The sequence below is a fragment of the Pseudomonas sp. 31 R 17 genome (genome assembly GCF_900004915.1).
In the GTDB taxonomy this organism is placed as follows: domain Bacteria; phylum Pseudomonadota; class Gammaproteobacteria; order Pseudomonadales; family Pseudomonadaceae; genus Aquipseudomonas; species Aquipseudomonas orientalis_A.
This window is the reverse complement of record NZ_CVTN01000074.1, coordinates 28,947-48,339: the sequence shown is the minus strand read 5'-3', so window position 1 is coordinate 48,339 and position 19,393 is coordinate 28,947. Positions and strand designations below refer to the sequence as shown.

The 19,393-nt window shown below is 62.1% G+C and carries 21 protein-coding genes; 4 read left to right on the top strand and 17 right to left on the bottom strand.

What is annotated here, in order from left to right; translation table 11 throughout:
* Positions 1-97: 97 nt before the first annotated feature.
* From BFP89_RS18440 to BFP89_RS18380, 13 genes are all read right to left on the bottom strand, one after another.
* Positions 98-1,015 carry a S66 peptidase family protein gene (locus BFP89_RS18440; RefSeq protein WP_065886846.1) on the bottom strand — a complete coding sequence of 306 codons (918 nt, stop codon included), beginning with the start codon at positions 1,013-1,015 and terminating at the stop codon, positions 98-100.
* A gap of 166 nt (positions 1,016-1,181) precedes the next feature.
* Positions 1,182-2,183, bottom strand: a complete 1,002-nt coding sequence (lipA, locus tag BFP89_RS18435; RefSeq protein WP_176718430.1) for a lipoyl synthase — start codon at positions 2,181-2,183, stop codon at positions 1,182-1,184.
* A 25-nt stretch (positions 2,184-2,208) separates the two neighbouring features.
* Positions 2,209-2,856, bottom strand: coding sequence for a lipoyl(octanoyl) transferase LipB (gene lipB, locus BFP89_RS18430; RefSeq protein WP_065886844.1), 648 nt, complete (start codon positions 2,854-2,856; stop codon positions 2,209-2,211).
* Positions 2,856-3,131, bottom strand: coding sequence for a DUF493 domain-containing protein (locus BFP89_RS18425; RefSeq protein ID WP_065886843.1), 276 nt, complete (start codon positions 3,129-3,131; stop codon positions 2,856-2,858). The genes lipB and BFP89_RS18425 overlap by 1 nt, the downstream gene beginning before the upstream one ends.
* An 84-nt stretch (positions 3,132-3,215) precedes the next feature.
* The gene (locus BFP89_RS18420; RefSeq protein ID WP_065886842.1) at positions 3,216-4,373 is read right to left on the bottom strand and encodes a D-alanyl-D-alanine carboxypeptidase family protein; all 1,158 of its coding nucleotides are present in this window, start codon (positions 4,371-4,373) and stop codon (positions 3,216-3,218) included.
* 183 nt (positions 4,374-4,556) lie between these two features.
* Positions 4,557-5,561, bottom strand: coding sequence for a septal ring lytic transglycosylase RlpA family protein (locus BFP89_RS18415; RefSeq protein ID WP_065886841.1), 1,005 nt, complete (start codon positions 5,559-5,561; stop codon positions 4,557-4,559).
* The gene (gene mltB / locus BFP89_RS18410) at positions 5,561-6,571 is read right to left on the bottom strand and encodes a lytic murein transglycosylase B (protein ID WP_065886840.1); all 1,011 of its coding nucleotides are present in this window, start codon (positions 6,569-6,571) and stop codon (positions 5,561-5,563) included. Before mltB ends, BFP89_RS18415 begins: the two co-directional genes overlap by 1 nt.
* A 17-nt stretch (positions 6,572-6,588) precedes the next feature.
* Positions 6,589-7,692, bottom strand: coding sequence for a rod shape-determining protein RodA (gene rodA, locus BFP89_RS18405; RefSeq protein ID WP_057724897.1), 1,104 nt, complete (start codon positions 7,690-7,692; stop codon positions 6,589-6,591).
* Between the two features lie 31 nt (positions 7,693-7,723).
* Positions 7,724-9,622 carry a penicillin-binding protein 2 gene (gene mrdA / locus BFP89_RS18400; protein WP_065886839.1) on the bottom strand — a complete coding sequence of 633 codons (1,899 nt, stop codon included), beginning with the start codon at positions 9,620-9,622 and terminating at the stop codon, positions 7,724-7,726.
* Between the two features lie 15 nt (positions 9,623-9,637).
* Positions 9,638-10,105, bottom strand: coding sequence for a 23S rRNA (pseudouridine(1915)-N(3))-methyltransferase RlmH (gene rlmH / locus BFP89_RS18395; RefSeq protein ID WP_003176297.1), 468 nt, complete (start codon positions 10,103-10,105; stop codon positions 9,638-9,640).
* Between the two features lie 9 nt (positions 10,106-10,114).
* Positions 10,115-10,609, bottom strand: a complete 495-nt coding sequence (gene rsfS / locus BFP89_RS18390; RefSeq protein ID WP_003176298.1) for a ribosome silencing factor — start codon at positions 10,607-10,609, stop codon at positions 10,115-10,117.
* Between the two features lie 69 nt (positions 10,610-10,678).
* Entirely contained in the window at positions 10,679-11,323 is a 645-nt protein-coding gene (nadD, locus tag BFP89_RS18385; RefSeq protein WP_065886838.1) for a nicotinate-nucleotide adenylyltransferase, read from the bottom strand.
* Positions 11,323-12,588 carry a glutamate-5-semialdehyde dehydrogenase gene (locus BFP89_RS18380; protein WP_065886837.1) on the bottom strand — a complete coding sequence of 422 codons (1,266 nt, stop codon included), beginning with the start codon at positions 12,586-12,588 and terminating at the stop codon, positions 11,323-11,325. The genes nadD and BFP89_RS18380 overlap by 1 nt, the downstream gene beginning before the upstream one ends.
* 175 nt (positions 12,589-12,763) lie before the next feature.
* Here BFP89_RS18380 and BFP89_RS18375 point away from each other — a divergent pair, with 175 nt between their 5' ends.
* Both BFP89_RS18375 and BFP89_RS18370 read left to right on the top strand, forming a co-directional pair.
* The gene (locus tag BFP89_RS18375; protein WP_065886836.1) at positions 12,764-13,447 is read left to right on the top strand and encodes a DNA-3-methyladenine glycosylase; all 684 of its coding nucleotides are present in this window, start codon (positions 12,764-12,766) and stop codon (positions 13,445-13,447) included.
* Positions 13,448-13,603: 156 nt separating this feature from the next.
* Positions 13,604-14,920, top strand: a complete 1,317-nt coding sequence (locus BFP89_RS18370; protein ID WP_065886835.1) for a bifunctional DedA family/phosphatase PAP2 family protein — start codon at positions 13,604-13,606, stop codon at positions 14,918-14,920.
* Here the strand turns inward: BFP89_RS18370 and BFP89_RS18365 are convergent.
* From BFP89_RS18365 to BFP89_RS18350, 4 genes are all read right to left on the bottom strand, one after another.
* A complete protein-coding gene (locus tag BFP89_RS18365) occupies positions 14,914-15,129 on the bottom strand; it encodes a hypothetical protein (RefSeq protein ID WP_065886834.1) in 216 nt (71 codons plus the stop codon). The genes BFP89_RS18370 and BFP89_RS18365 overlap by 7 nt on opposite strands.
* Positions 15,130-15,230: 101 nt before the next feature.
* Positions 15,231-15,821 (bottom strand): LON peptidase substrate-binding domain-containing protein, encoded by a 591-nt coding sequence (locus BFP89_RS18360; protein ID WP_065886833.1) that lies wholly within the window; start codon positions 15,819-15,821, stop codon positions 15,231-15,233.
* Positions 15,822-15,842: 21 nt separating this feature from the next.
* A complete protein-coding gene (locus BFP89_RS18355) occupies positions 15,843-16,559 on the bottom strand; it encodes an LrgB family protein (protein WP_065886832.1) in 717 nt (238 codons plus the stop codon).
* Entirely contained in the window at positions 16,556-16,909 is a 354-nt protein-coding gene (locus BFP89_RS18350) for a CidA/LrgA family protein (protein ID WP_065886831.1), read from the bottom strand. Before BFP89_RS18350 ends, BFP89_RS18355 begins: the two co-directional genes overlap by 4 nt.
* A gap of 181 nt (positions 16,910-17,090) precedes the next feature.
* Between BFP89_RS18350 and BFP89_RS18345 the strand changes: the two genes are divergently transcribed.
* On the top strand, positions 17,091-17,546 hold the full coding sequence (locus tag BFP89_RS18345) for a MaoC family dehydratase (RefSeq protein ID WP_065886830.1): 456 nt from the start codon (positions 17,091-17,093) through the stop codon (positions 17,544-17,546).
* Between the two features lie 105 nt (positions 17,547-17,651).
* Positions 17,652-19,370 carry a C13 family peptidase gene (locus BFP89_RS18340; RefSeq protein WP_065886829.1) on the top strand — a complete coding sequence of 573 codons (1,719 nt, stop codon included), beginning with the start codon at positions 17,652-17,654 and terminating at the stop codon, positions 19,368-19,370.
* The last annotated feature ends 23 nt before the right edge of the window (positions 19,371-19,393 follow it).

The following is a 19,393-nucleotide window of genomic DNA, read 5'->3' as shown; positions in this document are numbered from 1 at the left end:
GGGGCAAGCCCCTCCCACATTTGACTGCATTCCAAAGGGTGTACAGGGACCAATTGTGGGAGGGGGCTTGCCCCCGATAGGGTCTGGCAGGCGACCACTATTTACAGACTACATCCTGCTCCAACACCACCCGCTGTTCCCCCGCATCCAACCGCACCAACGCGCCCATCGGCAGCGTCAGGTTCGGATCGCAATGCCCACTGCGCCAGCCAGCCAGCACCGGAATGCACAGCGGTTCGAAGGTCTGTTTCAACAGCCGCTCCAGCGCCCCGTTATCCACACCCGACACATCCCCCACCAATACCCCCGCAACCTGGTCGAGTTTGCCCGCCAGGCGCAGGTGCGTCAGCAAGCGGTCGATGCGATAGAGCGGCTCGTTGACGTCCTCGATAAACAGGATGATGCCTTCAGCGTCAATTTCATAAGCGGTGCCCATCACCGCCGCGATCATCGATAAGTTACCGCCCAGCAAGCGCCCGCAGGCGATGCCTGGCTCGATCGTGGTCAAGGGGTAGGCCACCGGATGCGTGAGCACACTGCCGGCACCCAACTGGCCACGCAACAGGCTGAACAGCGATGACTCGGTAGGTGGTTGCTTGCCGCCGAGCAGGTCGGCATTGAGCATCGGCCCGTGGAAAGTGACGAAGCCGGCGTAGCGGTTGATCGCCAGGTGCAAGGCGGTGATGTCGCTGTAGCCGACGAAAGGCTTGGGGTTGGCGCGCAGCAGGTCGAAGTCCAGCGCGTCGAGCAGACGTGGCGTACCGTAGCCGCCGCGCAGGCAGAAGATGGCATCGATTTCCGGGTCGGCGAAGGCGGCGTGAAGGTCGCGCAGGCGCACTTGATCGCTGCCGGCCAGGTAGCCGTCGCGCTCGTACACACCGGGGAAAATTCGCAGTTCATAGCCACGGGTGCGCATCCATTGCCCGGCTTTTTCGACGTCCAGCGCAGCAGGGCCGGCCGGGGCGATCAGGCCGATGGTGCCTTCGAGGCGCAATGCAGGTACGGCGGTAGTCATGCACAATTCTCCCTGATATGACGCATAACGAAATGTGGGAGGGGGCTTGCTCCCGATTGCGATGTATCAGTCACTCATGTATTGACTGTCACACCGCAATCGGGGGCAAGTCGAATCGTCGCACCGCCCCTCCCACATTGGACCTGCGGTGTTGCACAAACCTTTATTAAGAAACCAGGCTCGCCTTGACCAGCTTGGCCTGTTCATCAGCGTGGTACGAAGACCGTACCAGCGGGCCCGAGGCGACGTTCTTGAAGCCCATCTTGTAACCTTCCTCGGCGAACCAGGCGAAGGTGTCCGGGTGCACGAAACGCTGCACCGGCAAGTGACTGCGGGACGGTTGCAGGTATTGGCCCAGGGTCAGCATGTCGATGTCATGCTCGCGCATGCGCTTCATGACTTCGATGACTTCTTCGTCGGTTTCGCCCAGGCCCAGCATAAGGCCGGACTTGGTCGGAATGTGCGGCATCATTTGCTTGAATTTCTGCAGCAAGGTCAGCGACCACTGGTAATCCGAACCCGGACGCGCGGCCTTGTACAGGCGCGGCACGGTTTCCAGGTTGTGGTTGAACACATCCGGCGGCTCGGCGGCGGTGATTTCCAGCGCCACGTCCATGCGCCCACGATAGTCGGGCACCAGGGTTTCGAGCATCACGTTGGGGGACAGTTTGCGGATTTCGCGAATGCAGTCGGCAAAGTGCTGGGCACCGCCGTCACGCAAGTCGTCACGGTCCACCGACGTGATTACTACGTATTTGAGTTTCAGGTCGGCGATGGCGATGGCCAGGCTTTGCGGCTCGTTGACGTCCAGCGGCTTCGGCCGGCCGTGGCCCACGTCGCAGAACGGGCAACGACGGGTGCAGATGTCGCCCATGATCATGAAGGTGGCGGTACCGCCGGAGAAGCACTCACCCAGGTTCGGGCAGGACGCTTCTTCGCACACGCTGTGCAGCTTGTGTTTGCGCAGCAGCGCCTTGATACGGTCGACTTCCGGCGAGACCGGGATACGCACGCGAATCCAGTCAGGCTTTTTCGGCAGTTCGGTGGTCGGAATGATCTTCACCGGGATGCGTGCAACCTTCTCGGCGCCGCGCAGCTTGACGCCGGCTTCCACCTTGGCACGTGGGGCCGGGACTGGACGCTCGGTGATGTCCAGCGTCGGGATCATGGTTTGCACAACATCAGTAGTCATATCAATCGATTCCGCCCGTCAGGGTCGTCTGCTCAGCATAGTCGAGGTGTTTGACGAGCTGCGCGCGCAGCCGGGCACTTACCTCGGCAAATTCTATGGGTGTTGCATGGTCGCTCAACTGGGTCATCGCAAGACCCGCATAACCGCACGGGTTGATCCGCTGGAACGGCGACAGGTCCATGTCCACGTTCAGGGCCAGGCCATGAAAGGAACAACCGTGCCGAATGCGCAGCCCGAGGGAAGCGATTTTCGCGCCCTCCACATACACACCCGGTGCATCGGGCTTGGCCGCAGCGGTCACGCCGTAACTGGCCAGCAGCTCAATCAGGCAAGCCTCCATGCGGCTGACCAGATCACGCACGCCAAAGCCCAGCTTGCGCACATCCAGCAACAGATACGCGACCAGTTGGCCAGGCCCATGGTAAGTCACTTGCCCCCCTCGGTCGACCTGCACCACCGCAATATCACCCGGCAGCAGCAGATGCTCGGCCTTGCCGGCCTGGCCCTGGGTGAATACCGGCGGGTGCTCGACCAGCCAGACTTCATCCGGTGCCGAGGTGCCGCGCTCGTTGGTGAAGCGCTGCATGGCATGCCAGACGGGCTCGTAGTCCATCCGGCCGAGCTCGCGAAAGCCCAGGACGTGCGACATCACAGCACCATGTGCACGAAGCCGGTGGCCCGCAGTTCGCTGTTGATGTTGTAGAGCTGGTCCTGATCCGTCGCAACGATGTGCAACTGGATCGTCGTGTATTTACCCGTGGAGCTGGAACGCTCGTCCACGCGGTTGTCGTTGATGGTCGCGTGTTTGCGCACAATCTCGAGAATCGTGTCTTTGCGACCTACGCCGGTATCGCTGATCACCTTGATGGGGTAATCCGTCACCGGGAATTCGATCTTTGGCGCCTTTACTTCTTTATCGGTCATGGCAGAACGGCCTCGTAAGCGGTAAGCCGTGGCGACGGCAAAGCCCCGCGTCGGATCAACGCGGGGCTTTGCAGGTGCACACAATCAGTTGAACAAGCCGTAGAAGAATAGACGGATGCTATCCCACACGCGGCGGAAGATACCACCTTCGTCGACGGCGTCCAGTGCGATCAGGTCGGCGCTGTGCACCACCTTGTCTTCGAGCTTGACTTCAACCTTGCCGATCACATCGCCCTTGGCGATTGGCGCAACCAGTTGCGGGTTCAGGGTCATGCTGGCGGCGAGCTTTTTCAGCTGGCCTTTAGGCATGGTCAGGGTCAGGTCATCGGCCAGGCCGGCCTTGACCTGGGAGGTCGCGCCCTTCCAGACCGGCGCGGTCGCAAGCTCGGTGCCCTTCTGGTAGAAGGTCTGGGTTTCGAAGAAGCGGAAGCCGTAGGTCAGCAGTTTTTGCGTCTCGGCCGCACGGGCCTGCTCGCTGTTGGTGCCGAAGACCACGGCGATCAGGCGCTGGCCATCACGTACGGCGGACGACACCATGCAGTAGCCGGCTTCGTCGGTGTGGCCGGTTTTCAGGCCGTCGACGGTCTTGTCGCGCCACAGCAACAGGTTGCGGTTAGGCTGCTTGATGTTGTTCCAGAAGAATTCCTTCTGGGAGTAGATGGCGTAGTGCACCGGGTCGACACGGATGATCGCGCGGGCCAGGATCGCCATGTCGTGAGCCGACGAATAATGCTCAGGGTTCGGCAGGCCGGTCGGGTTCATGAAGTGGCTGTTGGTCATGCCCAGGTCGCCGGCCGTCTTGTTCATCATGTCGGCGAACGCATCTTCGCTGCCGGCGATGTGTTCGGCCAGTGCCACGCTGGCGTCGTTGCCGGACTGGATGATGATGCCGTGCAGCAGGTCGCTGACAGTGACTTGCGAGCCGACTTTGATGAACATCCGCGAACCACCGGTGCGCCAGGCGTTTTCGCTGACGGTGACCGGATCGTTCTCGCCGATCTGGCCGCGACGGATTTCCAGGGTCGCGATGTAGGCGGTCATCAGTTTGGTCAGGCTGGCAGGCGGCAGGCGCATGTCACCACCGCTTTCGACCAGCACGTTGCCACTGGCGGCATCCATGAGGACCCAGGCCTTGGCGGCCAGTTGCGGGGAAGCCGGCACCATCTCAACCGCCCAGGCGGCCGGGGTGATGATCAGCGAGATAAGCAGGCACGTACGTTTGGCTAAGGTGGTGATGTTCATCCGTCTCTCGAAATTGCTTATGGAAACTTGCCCTCGCGGGCAAAACTATTCAGACAGCCCGCTTCCAGACTGTCACGTGTTCGGTTGCCCGCTCACCCCTTGCCCCTGGGTTTTATTGTTCAACGAGCCAACAACCAGGGCCCGGGCACGCGCACGCACCTGGACCGTCAATCCTGTATTGCCTTATTCCGCGGTCACTACGCTGGGCTGCCCCAGGTTAGCCAGGCGTACGCTGTTCTGCACTTGCGCAACCTCGCTCGGCGAGCCGATCGGCCCCATACGCACTCGGTGCAGGGTCTGCTGGTTACGCACGATGGAGCTGATGAACACTGGCGCGCTGACCATGCCGCTGAGCTTGGACCTTAACAGTTCTGCCGCATCCGGGTTGGCGAAAGCGCCCACCTGCAGGTACTGCCCGCCCACCTTGGAGGCACCGGGCGCCGCATGGGGCACGACCACCGTATCCGGAGCATGCTGCGCCGGCGGCGGTGTCCATTGTTCGATCTTGCCGGTCGACGCCGTCACTTGCGGTTGCGGGGTTTGCGGCTCGTTGAGCATCAACGGCGCCGGCTTGCCACGCTGGGCCCAGTACTGCGCCGGGTCGATGCCTTCGACTTTCACCCGCGCGGTACCGATTTCGGCGTAACCGAGTTTCTTCGCAGCGGCATAGGAGAGGTCGATGATCCGGTCCGAATAGAACGGCCCACGGTCGTTGACCCGTAGAATCACGGTGCGGTTGTTGTCCAGGTTGGTCACGCGCACGTAGCTGGGCAGTGGCAGGGTCTTGTGCGCCGCACTCATGCCGTACAGGTCATACACTTCGCCGTTGGCGGTGTTCTGGCCGTGGAACTTGGTGCCGTACCAGGACGCGGTGCCCGACTGCACGTAGGTCCTGGATTCCTGCAGCGGGAAGTAATTCTTGCCCAGCACGGTATAGGGGTTGGCCTTGTAGGGGCCGGAGTGCAGGGTTGGCGTGGCATCCGGGATCTTGGACACATCCACGTCCCACCACGGCGCGCCGTCCTTGTGCGCACGGTTGATGTCCAGGCCCGGCTGGGCGCGAACCACCGCACCGCCGGCCTTCTTGGCCGGCGCTCGATTCGGTGTTGTGGAGCAACTGGCGATCAGCAGGGACAACGCGGCGAACGCCACCAGCTTGAGCGGTTTTTTGAACGGCGATACCCGCATTACTTGTTGCCCCGTGCTTGAACCAGCTCGTCTGACAGCTGATGCACGGCCATGGCGTACATCACACTGCGGTTATAACGCGTGATTGCGTAGAAATTCTTCAGGCCCATCCAGTATTCCGGGCCCTTTTCACCTTCAAGGCGGAACGCCGTCACCGGCATATCATCGCGTGGCGCATTCTGACTCGACCAGCCCAGCGCTCGCAACTCCCCGACGGTCTTCACCGGGTCGATACCCTGGGTCAGACCTTCATCGGCGCGCTCGCCCGTCACATCGGCGCGCACAACCACAGGTTCTCCGCCGACCCAGCCGTGGCGCTTGAAGTAGCTGGCCACGCTGCCGATGGCATCGTCGGGGTTGCTCCAGATATTGATATGCCCGTCGCCGTCAAAGTCCACCGCGTAGGCGCGAAAGCTGCTCGGCATGAACTGCGGCAAGCCCATCGCCCCGGCGTACGAACCCTTGAGGGTCATGGGGTCGACCTGTTCTTCGCGGGCCAGCAGCAGGAATTCGCGCAGCTCCTTGCGGAAGAACTCGGCACGCGGCGGGTAATCGAAGCCCAGGGTCGACAACGCGTCGATCACCCGGTAACTGCCGGTGTTGCGCCCGTAAAAGGTTTCAATGCCGATGATCGCGACGATGACCTGGGCCGGCACGCCATATTCCTGCTCGGCGCGGGCCAGTACCGCCTCGTGCTGGCGCCAGAAGTCCACGCCCCGGGCCACGCGGGCGTCGGTGAGGAACATCGGGCGATATTCCTTCCACTGCTTGACCCGCTCGGCGGGGCGCGAGATGGCGTCAAGGATCGCCTGCTTTTTGCGCGCTTCGCGGAACACGCCCATCAGCTGTTCACCGGCGAAACCGTAGTCGCGGGTCATCTCACCGACGAATTCGGCGACCTGGGGTGAGCCATCGTAGTCACCGGCCTGCACCTCCTGCGTTGCGCCCAGCAGCCCAATCAGGCCCATCCAGGACGCATGCCGCGTGGCCCAGCCGCGCATTACTTGCATTGACATCTTCACCTTATTCAAACCTGAGCGATCCATTTGCGATGCGTATGAATCGACATCAAAACCCCAAACGCTGACAGCAATGTCACCAGCGAAGTTCCGCCGTAGCTAATGAATGGCAACGGCACCCCAACCACCGGCAGCAGGCCACTGACCATACCGATGTTGACGAAAACGTAAACAAAAAACGTCATGGTCAGACTGCCGGCCAGCAACTTGCCGAACAGCGTCTGCGCCTGCGCGGTAATCACCAGCCCGCGCCCGATCAACAGCAAATAGATCAGCAGCAGCGCGCAGATGCCTACCAGGCCGAACTCTTCGCCCATCACCGCGATAATGAAGTCGGTGTGGCTTTCGGGCAAAAAGTCCAGGTGCGATTGGGTCCCCAGCAGCCAGCCCTTGCCGAACACGCCGCCGGAGCCGATGGCGGCCTTTGACTGGATGATGTTCCAGCCGGTACCCAGCGGGTCGCTTTCGGGGTCGAGGAACGTCAGGATCCGCTGCTTCTGGTAGTCGTGCATAAAGAAGAACCACATGGCCACCGCCACCGGCACGGCAGCGGCCAGCACGCTGAGAATCCAGCGCCAGCGCAGGCCGCCCATGAACAGTACGAACGCGCCCCCCGCCAGGATCAGCAATGAGGTACCGAGGTCGGGCTGGCGCACGATCAGAATGAACGGCACGCCGATCAGGATCAGGCTGATCCCCACATGCTTGAGCTGGGGCGGCAAGGTACGCTTGGACAGGTACCAGGCGATGGTGGCCGGCATCAGGATCTTCATGAATTCCGACGGCTGGAAGCGAATCACCCCCGGGATGTTGATCCAGCGCGTCGCGCCCATGGCGTTGTGGCCCATCACGTCCACCACCACCAGCAGCAACACCCCGGCGACATAACCCAGCGGCACCCAGCGCGCCATGAAGCGCGGCTCGAGCTGGGCGATCACCACCATCGACAACAGGCCCAGGCCGAACGACGACGCTTGCTTGATCAGCAGGTCCCAGTTCTTGCCGCTGGCCGAATACAGCACGAACAGGCTGCCGGCCGCCAGTATCAGCAGCAGCACCAGCAACGGGCCATCAATGTGCATGCGTTGCAGCAACGTCGCACGGCGACGCATCACATCCTCACTGGAGAGGATGCGGTCAAAATTACTCTTCACGGGCCGTAACCTCGGGGCTGGAAGGGGGGCCGCCATATTCGGGCTTGAGCTTGCCGTCGGGGGCCAGCAGCCAGGCGTCCATGATCTGGCGCACCACAGGCGCGGCCACACCGGAGCCGGACTCGCCGTTCTCCACCATCACCGCCACCACGATTTTCGGGTCATCGGCAGGGGCAAAGCCGACAAACAAGGCGTGGTCGCGGTGGCGCTCCTGCACCTTGGAGCGGTCATATTTTTCACCCTGTTTGATCGCGACCACCTGAGCGGTCCCGCTCTTGCCGGCGATGCGGTATTGCGCGCCGAGCGCCGCCTTGCGTGCGGTGCCGCGAGCGCCGTGCATCACCTGCTGCATGCCGTGATTGACCTTGGCCCAGTCGGAAGGGTCGCGCAGCACGATGTCGGGGATCGGGTTCTCATCCACCGGCTTCTCGCCCTCGATGGTCCTGGCCAGGTGCGGCCGGTTCCACACGCCCTTGTTCGCCACCAGCGCAGTTGCCTGGGCCAGTTGCAGCGGAGTGGCCTGCATGTAGCCCTGGCCGATGCCGAGGATCAGGGTTTCGCCGGGGAACCATGCCTGGCGACGCGTCGCCCGCTTCCATTCGCGCGAGGGCATCAGGCCGGGAGACTCTTCGAACATGTCCAGGGAAACCTTCTGGCCGAGGCCGAACTTGCCCATGTAGGCCGCCAGGCGATCGATCCCCAGCTTGTGGGCCAGGTCATAAAAATAGGTGTCGTTGGAGCGCATGATGGCGGTGTCCAGGTCGACATAGCCATCACCGGAACGGTTCCAGTTACGGTATTTGTGATCGTAGTTGGGCAGCATGTAATAGCCCGGGTCATAGACCCGGCTCGAGGCGGTGACCACCCCGGAATCCAGACCGGCAATCGCCACCGCCGGCTTGATGGTCGACCCCGGCGGATACAGGCCGCGCAGCACCCGGTTGAACAGCGGCCGGTCGATGGAGTCGCGCAACTCGGCGTAGGCCTTGAAGCTGATGCCGGTCACGAACAGGTTGGGGTCGAAACTTGGCTGGCTGACCATGGCCAGGACTTCGCCGGTCTTCGGGTCCAGCGCAACCACCGCGCCGCGACGACCGCCCAGCGCCATTTCGGCGGCTTCCTGCAGCTTGATGTCCAGGCTCAGCACGATGTCCTTGCCCGGCAAGGGGTCGGTGCGCTTGAGCACGCGCAACACGCGGCCACGGGCGTTGGTCTCGACTTCTTCGTAACCCACCTGACCGTGCAGTTCGGGTTCGTAGAAACGCTCGATGCCGGTTTTGCCGATGTGATGGGTGCCGCTGTAATTGACCGGATCGAGGCTTTTCAGCTCTTTCTCGTTGATGCGCCCCATATAGCCGACCGAGTGGGCAAAGTGCGGCCCCTGCGGGTAATGCCGCACCAACTGCGCCACCACTTCCACGCCCGGCAGGCGGAACTGGTTCACTGCGATCCGCGCGATCTGTTCTTCGTTCAACTCGAACAGGATCGGCACCGGCTCGAACGGCCGGCGCCCCTGCTTCATGCGCTTCTCGAAAATGACCCGGTCTTCCGGCGTCAGCTGCAGCACTTCGACAATCACATCGAGCACTTGCTGCCAGTCGCCGGAGCGCTCGCGGGTCATGCTCAGGCTGAAACTGGGCCGGTTATCCGCCACTACCACGCCATTGCGGTCGAAAATCAGCCCACGGGTCGGCGGGATCGGCTGCACATGCACCCGATTGTTTTCCGACAAGGTGGAGTGATACTCGTACTGGATCACCTGCAGGTAATACAGGCGGGCGATCAGCACACCAATCAATGCCACCACCATGATCGCGCCAAACACCACGCGCGCGCGTACAAGACGTGCGTCCTTCTCGTGGTCCTTGATGCGGATCGGCTGGGTCATCGGCTATGGCGCAGATTATTTGTGATAAGGGTGCCCGGACAGAACTGTCCAGGCGCGATACAGCTGTTCACCGATCAGAATCCTTACCAACGGGTGCGGCAACGTGAGTGCCGACAGCGACCAGCGCTGATCGGCCCGCGCACAGACTTCCGGCGCCAGCCCTTCGGGGCCGCCGACCATGAAGTTGACGGTGCGCGAGTCCAGGCGCCAGCGGTCCAGTTCCACCGCCAACTGCTCGGTGCTCCAGGGCTTGCCGTGCACTTCGAGGGTGACGATGCGCTCGTTGGGGCCGACCTTGGCCAACATGGCTTCGCCTTCCTGACGGATAAAGCGCGCCACGTCGGCGTTCTTGCCCCGGGTGTTGAGCGGTATTTCCACCAGTTCAAGCGACAGCTCGGCAGGCAGACGCTTGGCATACTCGTGCCAGCCCTCTTCCACCCACTTGGGCATGCGTGAACCGACAGCGATCAGACGCAGGCGCACAGCCGTTCCTTATTCCTGGTCTTTGTTGAGCTTGTCGAAGTGCGCGTGGCCCACTTCCGGGCTGTGGTGCTTGCCATCGGCGGCACGGCTCTGCTCGGCGCCTTTCCACAGACGTTCCAGGTCATAGAACTGACGGGCGTTGGAGGTCATCATGTGCACGATCACGTCGTCCATGTCCAGCAGCACCCAGTCGCTGTCGCCCTTGCCTTCTTCACCCAGGGGCTTTACGCCCTGGGCTTTGACGGCTTCGCGAACCTTGTCCAGCATCGCGCCGATCTGGCGGTTGGAGGTACCGGTGGCGATGATCATGAAGTCGGTGATGCTCTGCTTGTCGCGTACGTCCAGCACCTGGATGTCCTGGGCTTTCACGTCTTCCAGGGCAGCCACGGCGACTTTTACCAGTTCTTCACCGGCCAGTTCCGGGCCAACGTGGGCTTCTACCGGCAGCGGTGCGCTTTTGAAGGTGCCTTTGCGCTTAACTTTGCTTACGTCTTTGTTCGTCATATAAAACTCGTTTTGCTCGTATGTTCGGGCGCTCGCTGCACGTTTTTTCGTGCGTTCAAGCGCGCCTTTTCAGTTCGACGCACGGTAAAGCCCGTGCGCATCGATGTAGGCCAGGACCGCGTCAGGCACCAGGAAACGTACCGACTTACCGCTGGCCAGCAGTTGACGGATCTGGGTGGCGGACACCGCAAGCGGGGTCTGCCAGACGAATGCAATATTCCCGTTCGGCCCGGTCAGGGCCAAGGGGTCACTTACCGACCGCGCGGCCAGCAGGTTGCGCAAGGCATCCGGCGGTTCGCTGTCGGCATCCGGGCGTTGCAGAACCAGGATGTGGCAATGCTGGAGGAGTTCCTCCCAGCGGTGCCAAGAGGGCAGGCCGCAAAATGCGTCCCAGCCCAAAAGCAGAAACACCTGGTCATCGGCGGCCAACTCGGCGCGCATCAGTTCCAGGGTGTCGACAGTGTAGGACGGTTTATCGCGCTTGAGCTCGCGATCGTCCATCACCAGCGGTGCTATGCCCTCCACCGCAACGCGCACCATTTCCAGGCGCTGCTGCGCGGACACCTGCGGCGTATCGCGGTGAGGCGGCCGGAAATTGGGCATCAGGCGCACCTCATCCAGCGCCAGGGCATCCGCGACTTCCAGGGCACTGCGCAAATGGCCGATGTGCACGGGGTCGAAAGTACCGCCGAGCAGCCCGATGCGTTTAGCCATCAAGTGCGCACATGACCGTCGCCGAACACCACGTACTTCTCGCTGGTCAGGCCTTCCAGGCCGACCGGGCCGCGTGCGTGGAGCTTGTCGGTGGAAATGCCGATTTCCGCCCCCAGGCCGTACTCGAAACCATCGGCAAAGCGCGTCGAGGCATTGATCATCACTGAAGCGGAATCCACTTCATTGAGGAAACGCCGGGCATCGCTGAAATGCTCGGAGACGATGGCGTCGGTGTGCTTGGAGCCGTAGGTGTTGATGTGTTCGATGGCCTGGTCCAGGTCGTCGACAATGCGGATCGACAGGATCGGCGCGGTGTATTCGGTGTACCAGTCCTGCTCGGTGGCCTCGATCACGTCCGCGCCCAGCAGCGCACGGGTACGTTCGCAACCGCGCAATTCCACAGCCTTGTCGCGGTAGATGGCCGCCAGCGGCGGCAGCACGCGCCCGGCAATGCCGGCGTGCACCAACAGGGTTTCCATGGTGTTGCACGGCGCGTAGCGGTGGGTCTTGGCGTTGTCGGCGATGCGGATCGCCTTGTCGAGGTCGGCGGCGATGTCGATATACACGTGGCACACGCCGTCCAGGTGCTTGATCACCGGCACCTTGGCGTCGCGGCTGACGCGCTCGATCAGGCCCTTGCCACCGCGTGGCACGATCACGTCGACGAATTCCGGCATGGTGATCAGCGCGCCAACGGCGGCGCGGTCAGTGGTTTCCACCACTTGCACCACTTCGGCGGGCAACTCGGCCACGGCCAGGCCCTGCTGGATGCAGGCGGCGATGGCGCGGTTGGAATGGATCGCCTCGGAACCGCCACGCAGGATGGTGGCGTTGCCTGACTTCAGGCACAGGCTCGCGGCGTCGATGGTCACGTTCGGACGCGACTCGTAGATGATGCCGATCACGCCCAGGGGCACGCGCATCTTGCCGACCTGGATGCCGGACGGCAGGTAACGCATATCGCGAATTTCACCGATGGGGTCAGGCAACTTGGCCACCTGACGCAAGCCTTCGATCATGTCGTCGATACGCGCCGGGGTCAGTGCCAGGCGGTCCAGCAGGGCCGGCTCCAGGCCATTGGCGCGGCCGTTGGCCAGGTCCTGTTCGTTGGCGGCGGCCAACTCGGAGCGCGCAGCATCCAGAGCATCGGCGGCGGCCAGCAGGGCACGGTTCTTCTGCGCGGTGCTCGCACGGGCGATCAACCGCGAGGCCTGACGGGCAGCGCGACCCAGGCGGGTCATGTAGTCAAGAACGGACTCAGTCATGGGTCAGGAAGTCTTGGCAAAGAGGAAAGCGGCAGATTATAGCTGTGACGCCGCCTGACTGACAGCGGTGAGGGGCGGATGGTCGAAATGAACTGTAAAAACCTGGGGTTCAGCGGTAATTAAGGTGAGAGTTGTTATGATTCCGTCACATTTAGCCGTAATAACCCTGAACGTCATGCCCACCATCACGCCCGAACGCCCCGCCAGCGCCCTCCCCGACAGCTTCTTCGACCGCGACGCCCAGTTGCTTGCGCAAGAACTGCTCGGCAAAGTCATTCGTCATCGTGTCGGCCAAACCTGGCTTTCAGCGCGGATTATCGAAACCGAAGCCTATTACGTGGCCGAAAAAGGCAGTCACGCCTCACTCGGTTACACAGAAAAACGTAAGGCTTTGTTTCTGGATGGTGGGCATATCTACATGTATTACGCCCGTGGCGGCGATTCGCTGAACTTCAGCGCCCATGGCCCGGGCAATGCCGTGCTGATCAAATCGGCCTATCCCTGGGTCGATGAGAGGTCCGGGCCGGCGAGCCTGGCGCACATGCTGTTGAACAACCCCAACCCCGACGGCAGCCCGCGTCCTTCGCAGAAACTCTGTGCGGGCCAGACGCTGCTGTGCAAGGCACTCGGCCTGAAGGTGCCGATGTGGGATGCCAAGCGCTTCGATCAGGAACTGTTGTATGTCGAGGACGTGGGCCAGGTGCCCACGCAGATTATCCAGACCACACGGCTGGGCATTCCCAGCGGGCGCGATGAGCACCTGATGTACCGCTTCGTCGATGCTGGCTATGCGCCTTATTGCACACAGAACCCGCTGCGGCGCGGGCAGGTCGAAGGCCGCGATTATTTTTTGATTTGAACAGACTGAACCGGCTGGAATCGATACCTGTCGCACAGAGATTTTAATGTGGGAAGGGGCTTGCCCCCGATGGCGGTGTAACAGTGGATGAATGTTTCCCTGACACATTGCCATCGGGGGCAAGCGCCCCCTCCCACACTTGATGGAGTGGATTGTATGGGCCAATGGCTCGATAGCATCACCGGCTGGCTGACCCTTAACCCACAATGGCTTGCAGTGGCGGTGTTTATCGTCGCGTGCGTGGAATGCCTGGCCATCGCCGGGCTGATCGTGCCGGGCACGGTGCTGCTGTTTGCCATCGCCGCGTTGGCCGGCAGCGGCGCGTTGTCGTTGAGTGAGACCCTGTTGCTGGGCTTCCTCGGCGGCTTACTGGGCGACGGGGTGTCCTACTACCTGGGCCGGCATTTCCACCAGAATATCCGGCGCCTGCCCGGCCTGCGCCATCATCCCGAGTGGATGAACGGTGCGGAAACCTACTTTCATAAATATGGCATCGCCAGCCTGCTGGTCGGGCGTTTCATCGGGCCGTTGCGGCCCATGCTGCCGATGGTCGCCGGTATGTGCGACATGCCGTTCCCGCGCTTTGCGATCGTCAGCGTTATCGCGGCGGCAGGCTGGTCAGTGGCGTATCTGTTGCCGGGCTGGGCTGCCGGTGCGGCGTTCCGCTTGCCCCTGCCCGAAGGTTTCTGGCCGGAAGCGGCGATTGTCGCGGCCTGCCTGGCGGCACTGCTGGGGCTGAGCTTGAACAGCAGCCTGCGCGGCCATCGTCGCGCCACCCTGTGGATCGGCTGCGCCAGCCTGACGTTGCTGGTGGCACTGTTTATCGGCTACCCGCATCTCAACGATTTCGACCAGGGCCTGAGCGCACTGGTGCAGGAACATCGCAGCCCGTGGCTCGACGAGGTGATGGTACGGATCACCCAGCTGGGCGAATTCAAGAAAATGTTCGTCGCCAGCGCGGTGTTTACCGGCCTGTTGTTGCTGGCGCGACAGTGGCGTCATGCCATATTCGTCGGCGCCACGCTGGCGGGCGCCGCCGTGATCAATACCGGCACCAAGCTCTTCTTCGCCCGCGGCCGCCCGGAAATCCTGACCGACCCGCTCACCAGTTTCAGCATGCCCAGCGGCCATGCCTCCGGCGCGTTTGCGTTCTTCCTGGCCCTGGCGGTACTGGCCGGCCGAGGCCAACCCACGCGACTGCGCCTGACCTGGCTGCTGCTGGGCTGCATACCTGCGGCATTCATTGCGTTATCGCGGGTGTACCTGGGCGCTCACTGGCCCACGGATATCCTGGCCGGCACGCTCCTGGCGATGAGCGTGTGCGCATTGAGCCTCACCCTCATTCAATACCGCAGCCCGTTGCCGCCGATGACGCAAAAAGCCTGGTGGCTGGTATTGCCGGTGATCGTGGCGGTGCTCGGTTTTATCGCCTTTACCGGCACGTCCCACGCGTTGCTCAGGTACGCCTACTGACCCTTGGCCGGGCCGATCCAGTCCACCGACGCGCTGCGCCGTTCAACACACCGCTCGCGTCGTTCCAGCAGCATTTCATCGGCAAGGTCGGCGGCGCGCTCGGCGATGTATTGCGCGCCGCGCGTGGGATCGTGCTGGAGTAACTGAGTGGTGACGCTGACAAAATACGCGTCCCAGGCCACTTGTTCCGAGGGTGTCAGCTGAATCATGGTGATCTCCGATCATTGGGGTGTGATCGGAAAATAGTGCAGTCCACGTCCCTGGAAACGACCAAACAAAGTCTGATACCCGCGTCAGAGCATTCCGAATCTCAGGGGAACAATTCACCCTGCAATTCATCCAGCAACATCTGGATCGCATCCAGCCGCTGCTGCGGATCGTCGAGTTGCAACAGGTCGACTTTATCCGCCTCGGTGAACGGCAGCAGGTACGCCAGCTGATGACTCAGGGCCTGCTGGCCCTCGGCATGGGCGTCCATATCCAGCGAAGCGACCATCGGGTGCTCGGCCAATGCCTGCAGCAGCGCCAGCAGGTCGGCGTCCTCTTCTTCCAGCGGCTGGTCCGGCAGTTCCTCCAGCCATTGCACCTGGGCCACCAGCAACTGGTCCTTCTGGACCTCGGCATCGCGCACGCGAAAACGCCGCCCGCCCTCGACGCGAATCCCCAGCAGGCCATTATCCTGTTGTTTAAAGTCGCGGATCAGCGCTTCACAGCCGATCAGCGCATAGCCATCCGGGGCGAGGCCGACTTCCTTGCCATCGAGGATGCACACCACACCGAAGCTTTCGCCCTTTTTCATGCAGCGACTGATCATGTCCAGGTAACGCGCCTCGAACAGTTGCAAATCGAGGGTGCACCCAGGGAACAGCACGGTGTTGAGGGGAAACAGCGCCAGACTCATAAAGGTTTCCTTAAACCCGGTTTAAACGATCACAGACACGGCCAGCGGCAGGAACACTGCCGTGGCCACGCCCATCAAACTCATGGCCAGCGCCGCAAAGGCGCCGCATTCTTCGCTTTCCTGCAGGGCCACCGAGGTGCCGACCGCGTGGGCCGTCATGCCCAGGGCCATGCCGCGCGCCTCGGGGCTGTAGACACCCAGGCGCGACAGGAACGCCGGGCCGATCATCGCGCCGGCCACCCCGGTGATCAGCACGAACACCGCAGCCAATGCCGCCACCCCGCCGATCTGCTCGGCCACCAGCATCGCAATCGGCGACGTCACCGACTTGGGCGCCATGGTCATCAGTACCCTGTGCTCGGCACCGAACCACCAGCCCAACCACACGCACAGGCCGGTGGCCAACACGCCGCCTATCACCAGCGTAGTAAAAATCGGCCAGAACAATTGGCGAATCCGTCGCAGGTTCAAATAAAGCGGCACCGCCAGGGCCACCGTCGCCGGCCCCAGCAGAATGCCCATGATCTCGGTGCTCTTGCGGTATTCGGTGTAGTCCAGGCCGCAGATCAGCAACACGCCAATCACCAGCAACATGGAGACCAGCACCGGCTGCAGGAAGATCCAGCGGGTTTTCTCGAAAGCCGCCAGTACCAGTTGATAAGCGCCCAGGGTAATGCCGATACCGAACAAGGGGTGATGAATGGCGGCCGTCCAGGCGCCCTGCCAGTCAAACATCATTGTTCCTTCTCCTTGCGCCGGACCAACCGTTCCATCAGCACGCCGACAACCGCCATCGCGATGACCAGCGACAGCACCAGCGCGCCGACGATGGCCCAGAAGTCGGCAACGATGTCCCTGGCATACACCATCACGCCCACGGCCGGCGGCACCAGCAGCAACGGCAAATAGCGCAGCAGGCTGCCGGCCGCCAGGCTCAGCGGCTCGCTGACTTCGCCGCGCCAGATCAGGAAGCCGAGCATCAGCAGCAGGCCGATGATCGGCCCCGGCAATACCGGCAACAGCAGATGGTTGAGCGCAGTGCCGATCATTTGAAACAGCACCAGCCAGGTCAAGCCACGTAACAGCATCCTCTCTGCCCCCTCAAAGTTCGTGCGCATTATAAGCACGCCCGCCCTATGCACTGGCATTCGCCAAAAGCATGTTGGGTTGACCGGGGCGATTGCCCATGATGATCTACATTGGTTCTCTGTATCCCATAAAAAACCCCTCGTCAGCGGGGATAAAAATGATGAACCCAGGAGAAACGCAATGCCCTATGTACCCGTAGCGCAGCTCAACGATTATGTCGGCAAGGAACTGGGACGTTCCGAATGGCTCACCATCGACCAGGCGCGCATCAACCTGTTCGCAGAGGCCACCGGCGATCATCAGTTTATCCACGTCGACCCGGCCAAGGCCGCGCAAACCCCGTTCGGCAGCACCATCGCCCATGGGTTCCTGTCGCTGTCGCTGATGCCCAAGCTGATGGAAGACATCCTGATCATGCCCGAGGGCCTGAAGATGGCCATCAACTACGGCCTGGACAGCGTGCGCTTCATACAGCCGGTGAAGGTCGACTCCAGGGTGCGCCTGAACGTCACCCTCACCGACGTCCACGAGAAAAAACCTGGCCAATGGCTATTTAAGGCCACCGCCACCCTGGAAATCGAAGGTCAGGAAAAACCGGCTTACATCGCTGAGTCATTGTCACTCTGTTTCGTGTAGGACGTTGCCTGTGGCGAGGCAACAAACCTTGCCACAGTGTATGTAAATTTATGTATGAAACGCGCAGCTGCGGCATACTCGGCGCTCAATTATCCGGATCCCGCTATGCGCCCACTCGCCCCCCTTGCCCTTGCCCTGTTGCTCACCGCTTGCGGAGATGGCGAATCGCTGTTGCCGCCCGATGCGCGCCTGCCCGATGGCGGCCGCTACCGGGGCGATGTGGTCGACGGCTTGCTGCAAGGCCAGGGGCGCGTCGACTACCCCAACGGCAGTTGGTACGCCGGCGAGTTCGATAAGGGCCAGTGGCATGGTCAGGGCGAATGGCATGGCAGCAACGGCGAAGTCTACAAAGGTCAATTCAAGCAAGGCCTGTTCGATGGCCAGGGCAGCCTGACCACGGCGGGCAGCAGTTACGTGGGCGGTTTCAAGAATGGTCGACGCAACGGCGAAGGCACCCTCAAAGAGGGGCAGATGACCTATCGCGGCGAATTCAAGGACGACCAGTATTCCGGCCTCGGGCGCCTGGAGCTGGCCGACGGCAGCCAATACCAGGGCCAATTCGCCCACGGCAAACCCAACGGCGAAGGCCAGCGCAACGACGACAGCGGCAATCAGTTCAGCGGCCACTTCGTCGATGGACAGCTGGAAGGCAACGGCACGTTCAACAGCGCGGATGGGGATATCTACGTCGGCCAGTTCCAACAGAATCAGCTCAACGGCAAGGGACGCTATGAAAACGCCGACGGCGACGTCTGGATCGGCCAGTTCAAGGAAGGTGCCCTGAGCGGCAAAGGCGAACTGATCGGCGTCGATGGCAGCCATTACGTCGGTCAGTTCAGCGACTGGCGCTTCAGCGGCGAAGGTCGCCTGAACCTTACCGATGGCAGCTTCTATATCGGCGGCTTCGACAGCGACAGCTACCAGGGTCGCGGCACGCTGGTGCTGACTGACGGTACGGTACAGGCCGGCACCTGGGTCAACGGCATGCGCGTGCGCGACGCCGAGGGCAAGCTGCTGCCCGACCCACTGGAAATCGGCGTATTGGCCCAGGGCCATTTGCTCGCGGACGCGCTCGCCGCCGTCCCCGCGTCCACGCCTGCCGTCGAGCTGTACACCCTGGCGCTGGCCGGCGACGGTAAGCAAAGCGTGTTCCTGCGCGAAGCCGATTACGTCAGCAACATGCTCGCCACCCGCTTCGGTGCCCATGGGCAGATTCGCCTGGTCAACCACCGCGACCATATTGCCGACCGGCCCATGGCCACCCGCGAAAACCTTCGCCGGGCCGTGCAAACCCTGGCCGAGCGAAGCGGGCCGGAAGACCTGGTGTTCATCTACATGACCAGCCACGGCACCCACGAACACGAACTGGTGCTTGACCAGCCGCGCATGGAACTGGCCGACCTGCCGGCCGATGAACTGGCCGCGGTGCTCGCGCCACTGAAAAACCGCGACAAGATCATCGTGATTTCCGCCTGCTACTCCGGCGGCTTCATCCCGGCATTGAAAGATGAGCGCACGCTGATCATGACCGCCTCACGCGCGGATCGCGTGTCGTTCGGCTGCTCGGAAGAAGCGGACTTTACCTACTTCGGTGATGCCCTTTTCGCACAGGCTTTCAACCAAACGGACGATTTGCAACAGGCCTTCAAACTGGCACAACTGCACGTGGCCGAACGCGAACAGGCGGACAACTTCGAAGCCTCCGAACCGCAGATCTGGGCCCCCAAGGGCGTGATCGCCCACTGGCAACTATTACGTAAACAGCAGGCACGAAAGGCGCTGGAAAGCGTCTCAATGAATAGCAAGGAAGCCAAAGGCAACTAAGCTGTAACGTGTAACAAGGGGGA

Excerpts from the sequence above, each read along its gene's own strand:
- BFP89_RS18440 (WP_065886846.1), bottom strand. The coding sequence starts at position 1,015 with ATGACTACCGCCGTACCTGCATTGCGCCTCGAAGGCACCATCGGCCTG.
- lipA (WP_176718430.1), bottom strand. The coding sequence starts at position 2,183 with ATGATCCCGACGCTGGACATCACCGAGCGTCCAGTCCCGGCCCCACGT.
- lipB (WP_065886844.1), bottom strand. The coding sequence starts at position 2,856 with ATGTCGCACGTCCTGGGCTTTCGCGAGCTCGGCCGGATGGACTACGAG.
- BFP89_RS18425 (WP_065886843.1), bottom strand. The coding sequence starts at position 3,131 with ATGACCGATAAAGAAGTAAAGGCGCCAAAGATCGAATTCCCGGTGACG.
- BFP89_RS18420 (WP_065886842.1), bottom strand. The coding sequence starts at position 4,373 with ATGAACATCACCACCTTAGCCAAACGTACGTGCCTGCTTATCTCGCTG.
- BFP89_RS18415 (WP_065886841.1), bottom strand. The coding sequence starts at position 5,561 with ATGCGGGTATCGCCGTTCAAAAAACCGCTCAAGCTGGTGGCGTTCGCC.
- mltB (WP_065886840.1), bottom strand. The coding sequence starts at position 6,571 with ATGCAAGTAATGCGCGGCTGGGCCACGCGGCATGCGTCCTGGATGGGC.
- rodA (WP_057724897.1), bottom strand. The coding sequence starts at position 7,692 with ATGCGTCGCCGTGCGACGTTGCTGCAACGCATGCACATTGATGGCCCG.
- mrdA (WP_065886839.1), bottom strand. The coding sequence starts at position 9,622 with ATGACCCAGCCGATCCGCATCAAGGACCACGAGAAGGACGCACGTCTT.
- rsfS (WP_003176298.1), bottom strand. The coding sequence starts at position 10,609 with ATGACGAACAAAGACGTAAGCAAAGTTAAGCGCAAAGGCACCTTCAAA.
- nadD (WP_065886838.1), bottom strand. The coding sequence starts at position 11,323 with ATGGCTAAACGCATCGGGCTGCTCGGCGGTACTTTCGACCCCGTGCAC.
- BFP89_RS18380 (WP_065886837.1), bottom strand. The coding sequence starts at position 12,588 with ATGACTGAGTCCGTTCTTGACTACATGACCCGCCTGGGTCGCGCTGCC.
- BFP89_RS18375 (WP_065886836.1), top strand. The coding sequence starts at position 12,764 with ATGCCCACCATCACGCCCGAACGCCCCGCCAGCGCCCTCCCCGACAGC.
- BFP89_RS18370 (WP_065886835.1), top strand. The coding sequence starts at position 13,604 with ATGGGCCAATGGCTCGATAGCATCACCGGCTGGCTGACCCTTAACCCA.
- BFP89_RS18365 (WP_065886834.1), bottom strand. The coding sequence starts at position 15,129 with ATGATTCAGCTGACACCCTCGGAACAAGTGGCCTGGGACGCGTATTTT.
- BFP89_RS18360 (WP_065886833.1), bottom strand. The coding sequence starts at position 15,821 with ATGAGTCTGGCGCTGTTTCCCCTCAACACCGTGCTGTTCCCTGGGTGC.
- BFP89_RS18355 (WP_065886832.1), bottom strand. The coding sequence starts at position 16,559 with ATGATGTTTGACTGGCAGGGCGCCTGGACGGCCGCCATTCATCACCCC.
- BFP89_RS18350 (WP_065886831.1), bottom strand. The coding sequence starts at position 16,909 with ATGCTGTTACGTGGCTTGACCTGGCTGGTGCTGTTTCAAATGATCGGC.
- BFP89_RS18345 (WP_065886830.1), top strand. The coding sequence starts at position 17,091 with ATGCCCTATGTACCCGTAGCGCAGCTCAACGATTATGTCGGCAAGGAA.
- BFP89_RS18340 (WP_065886829.1), top strand. The coding sequence starts at position 17,652 with ATGCGCCCACTCGCCCCCCTTGCCCTTGCCCTGTTGCTCACCGCTTGC.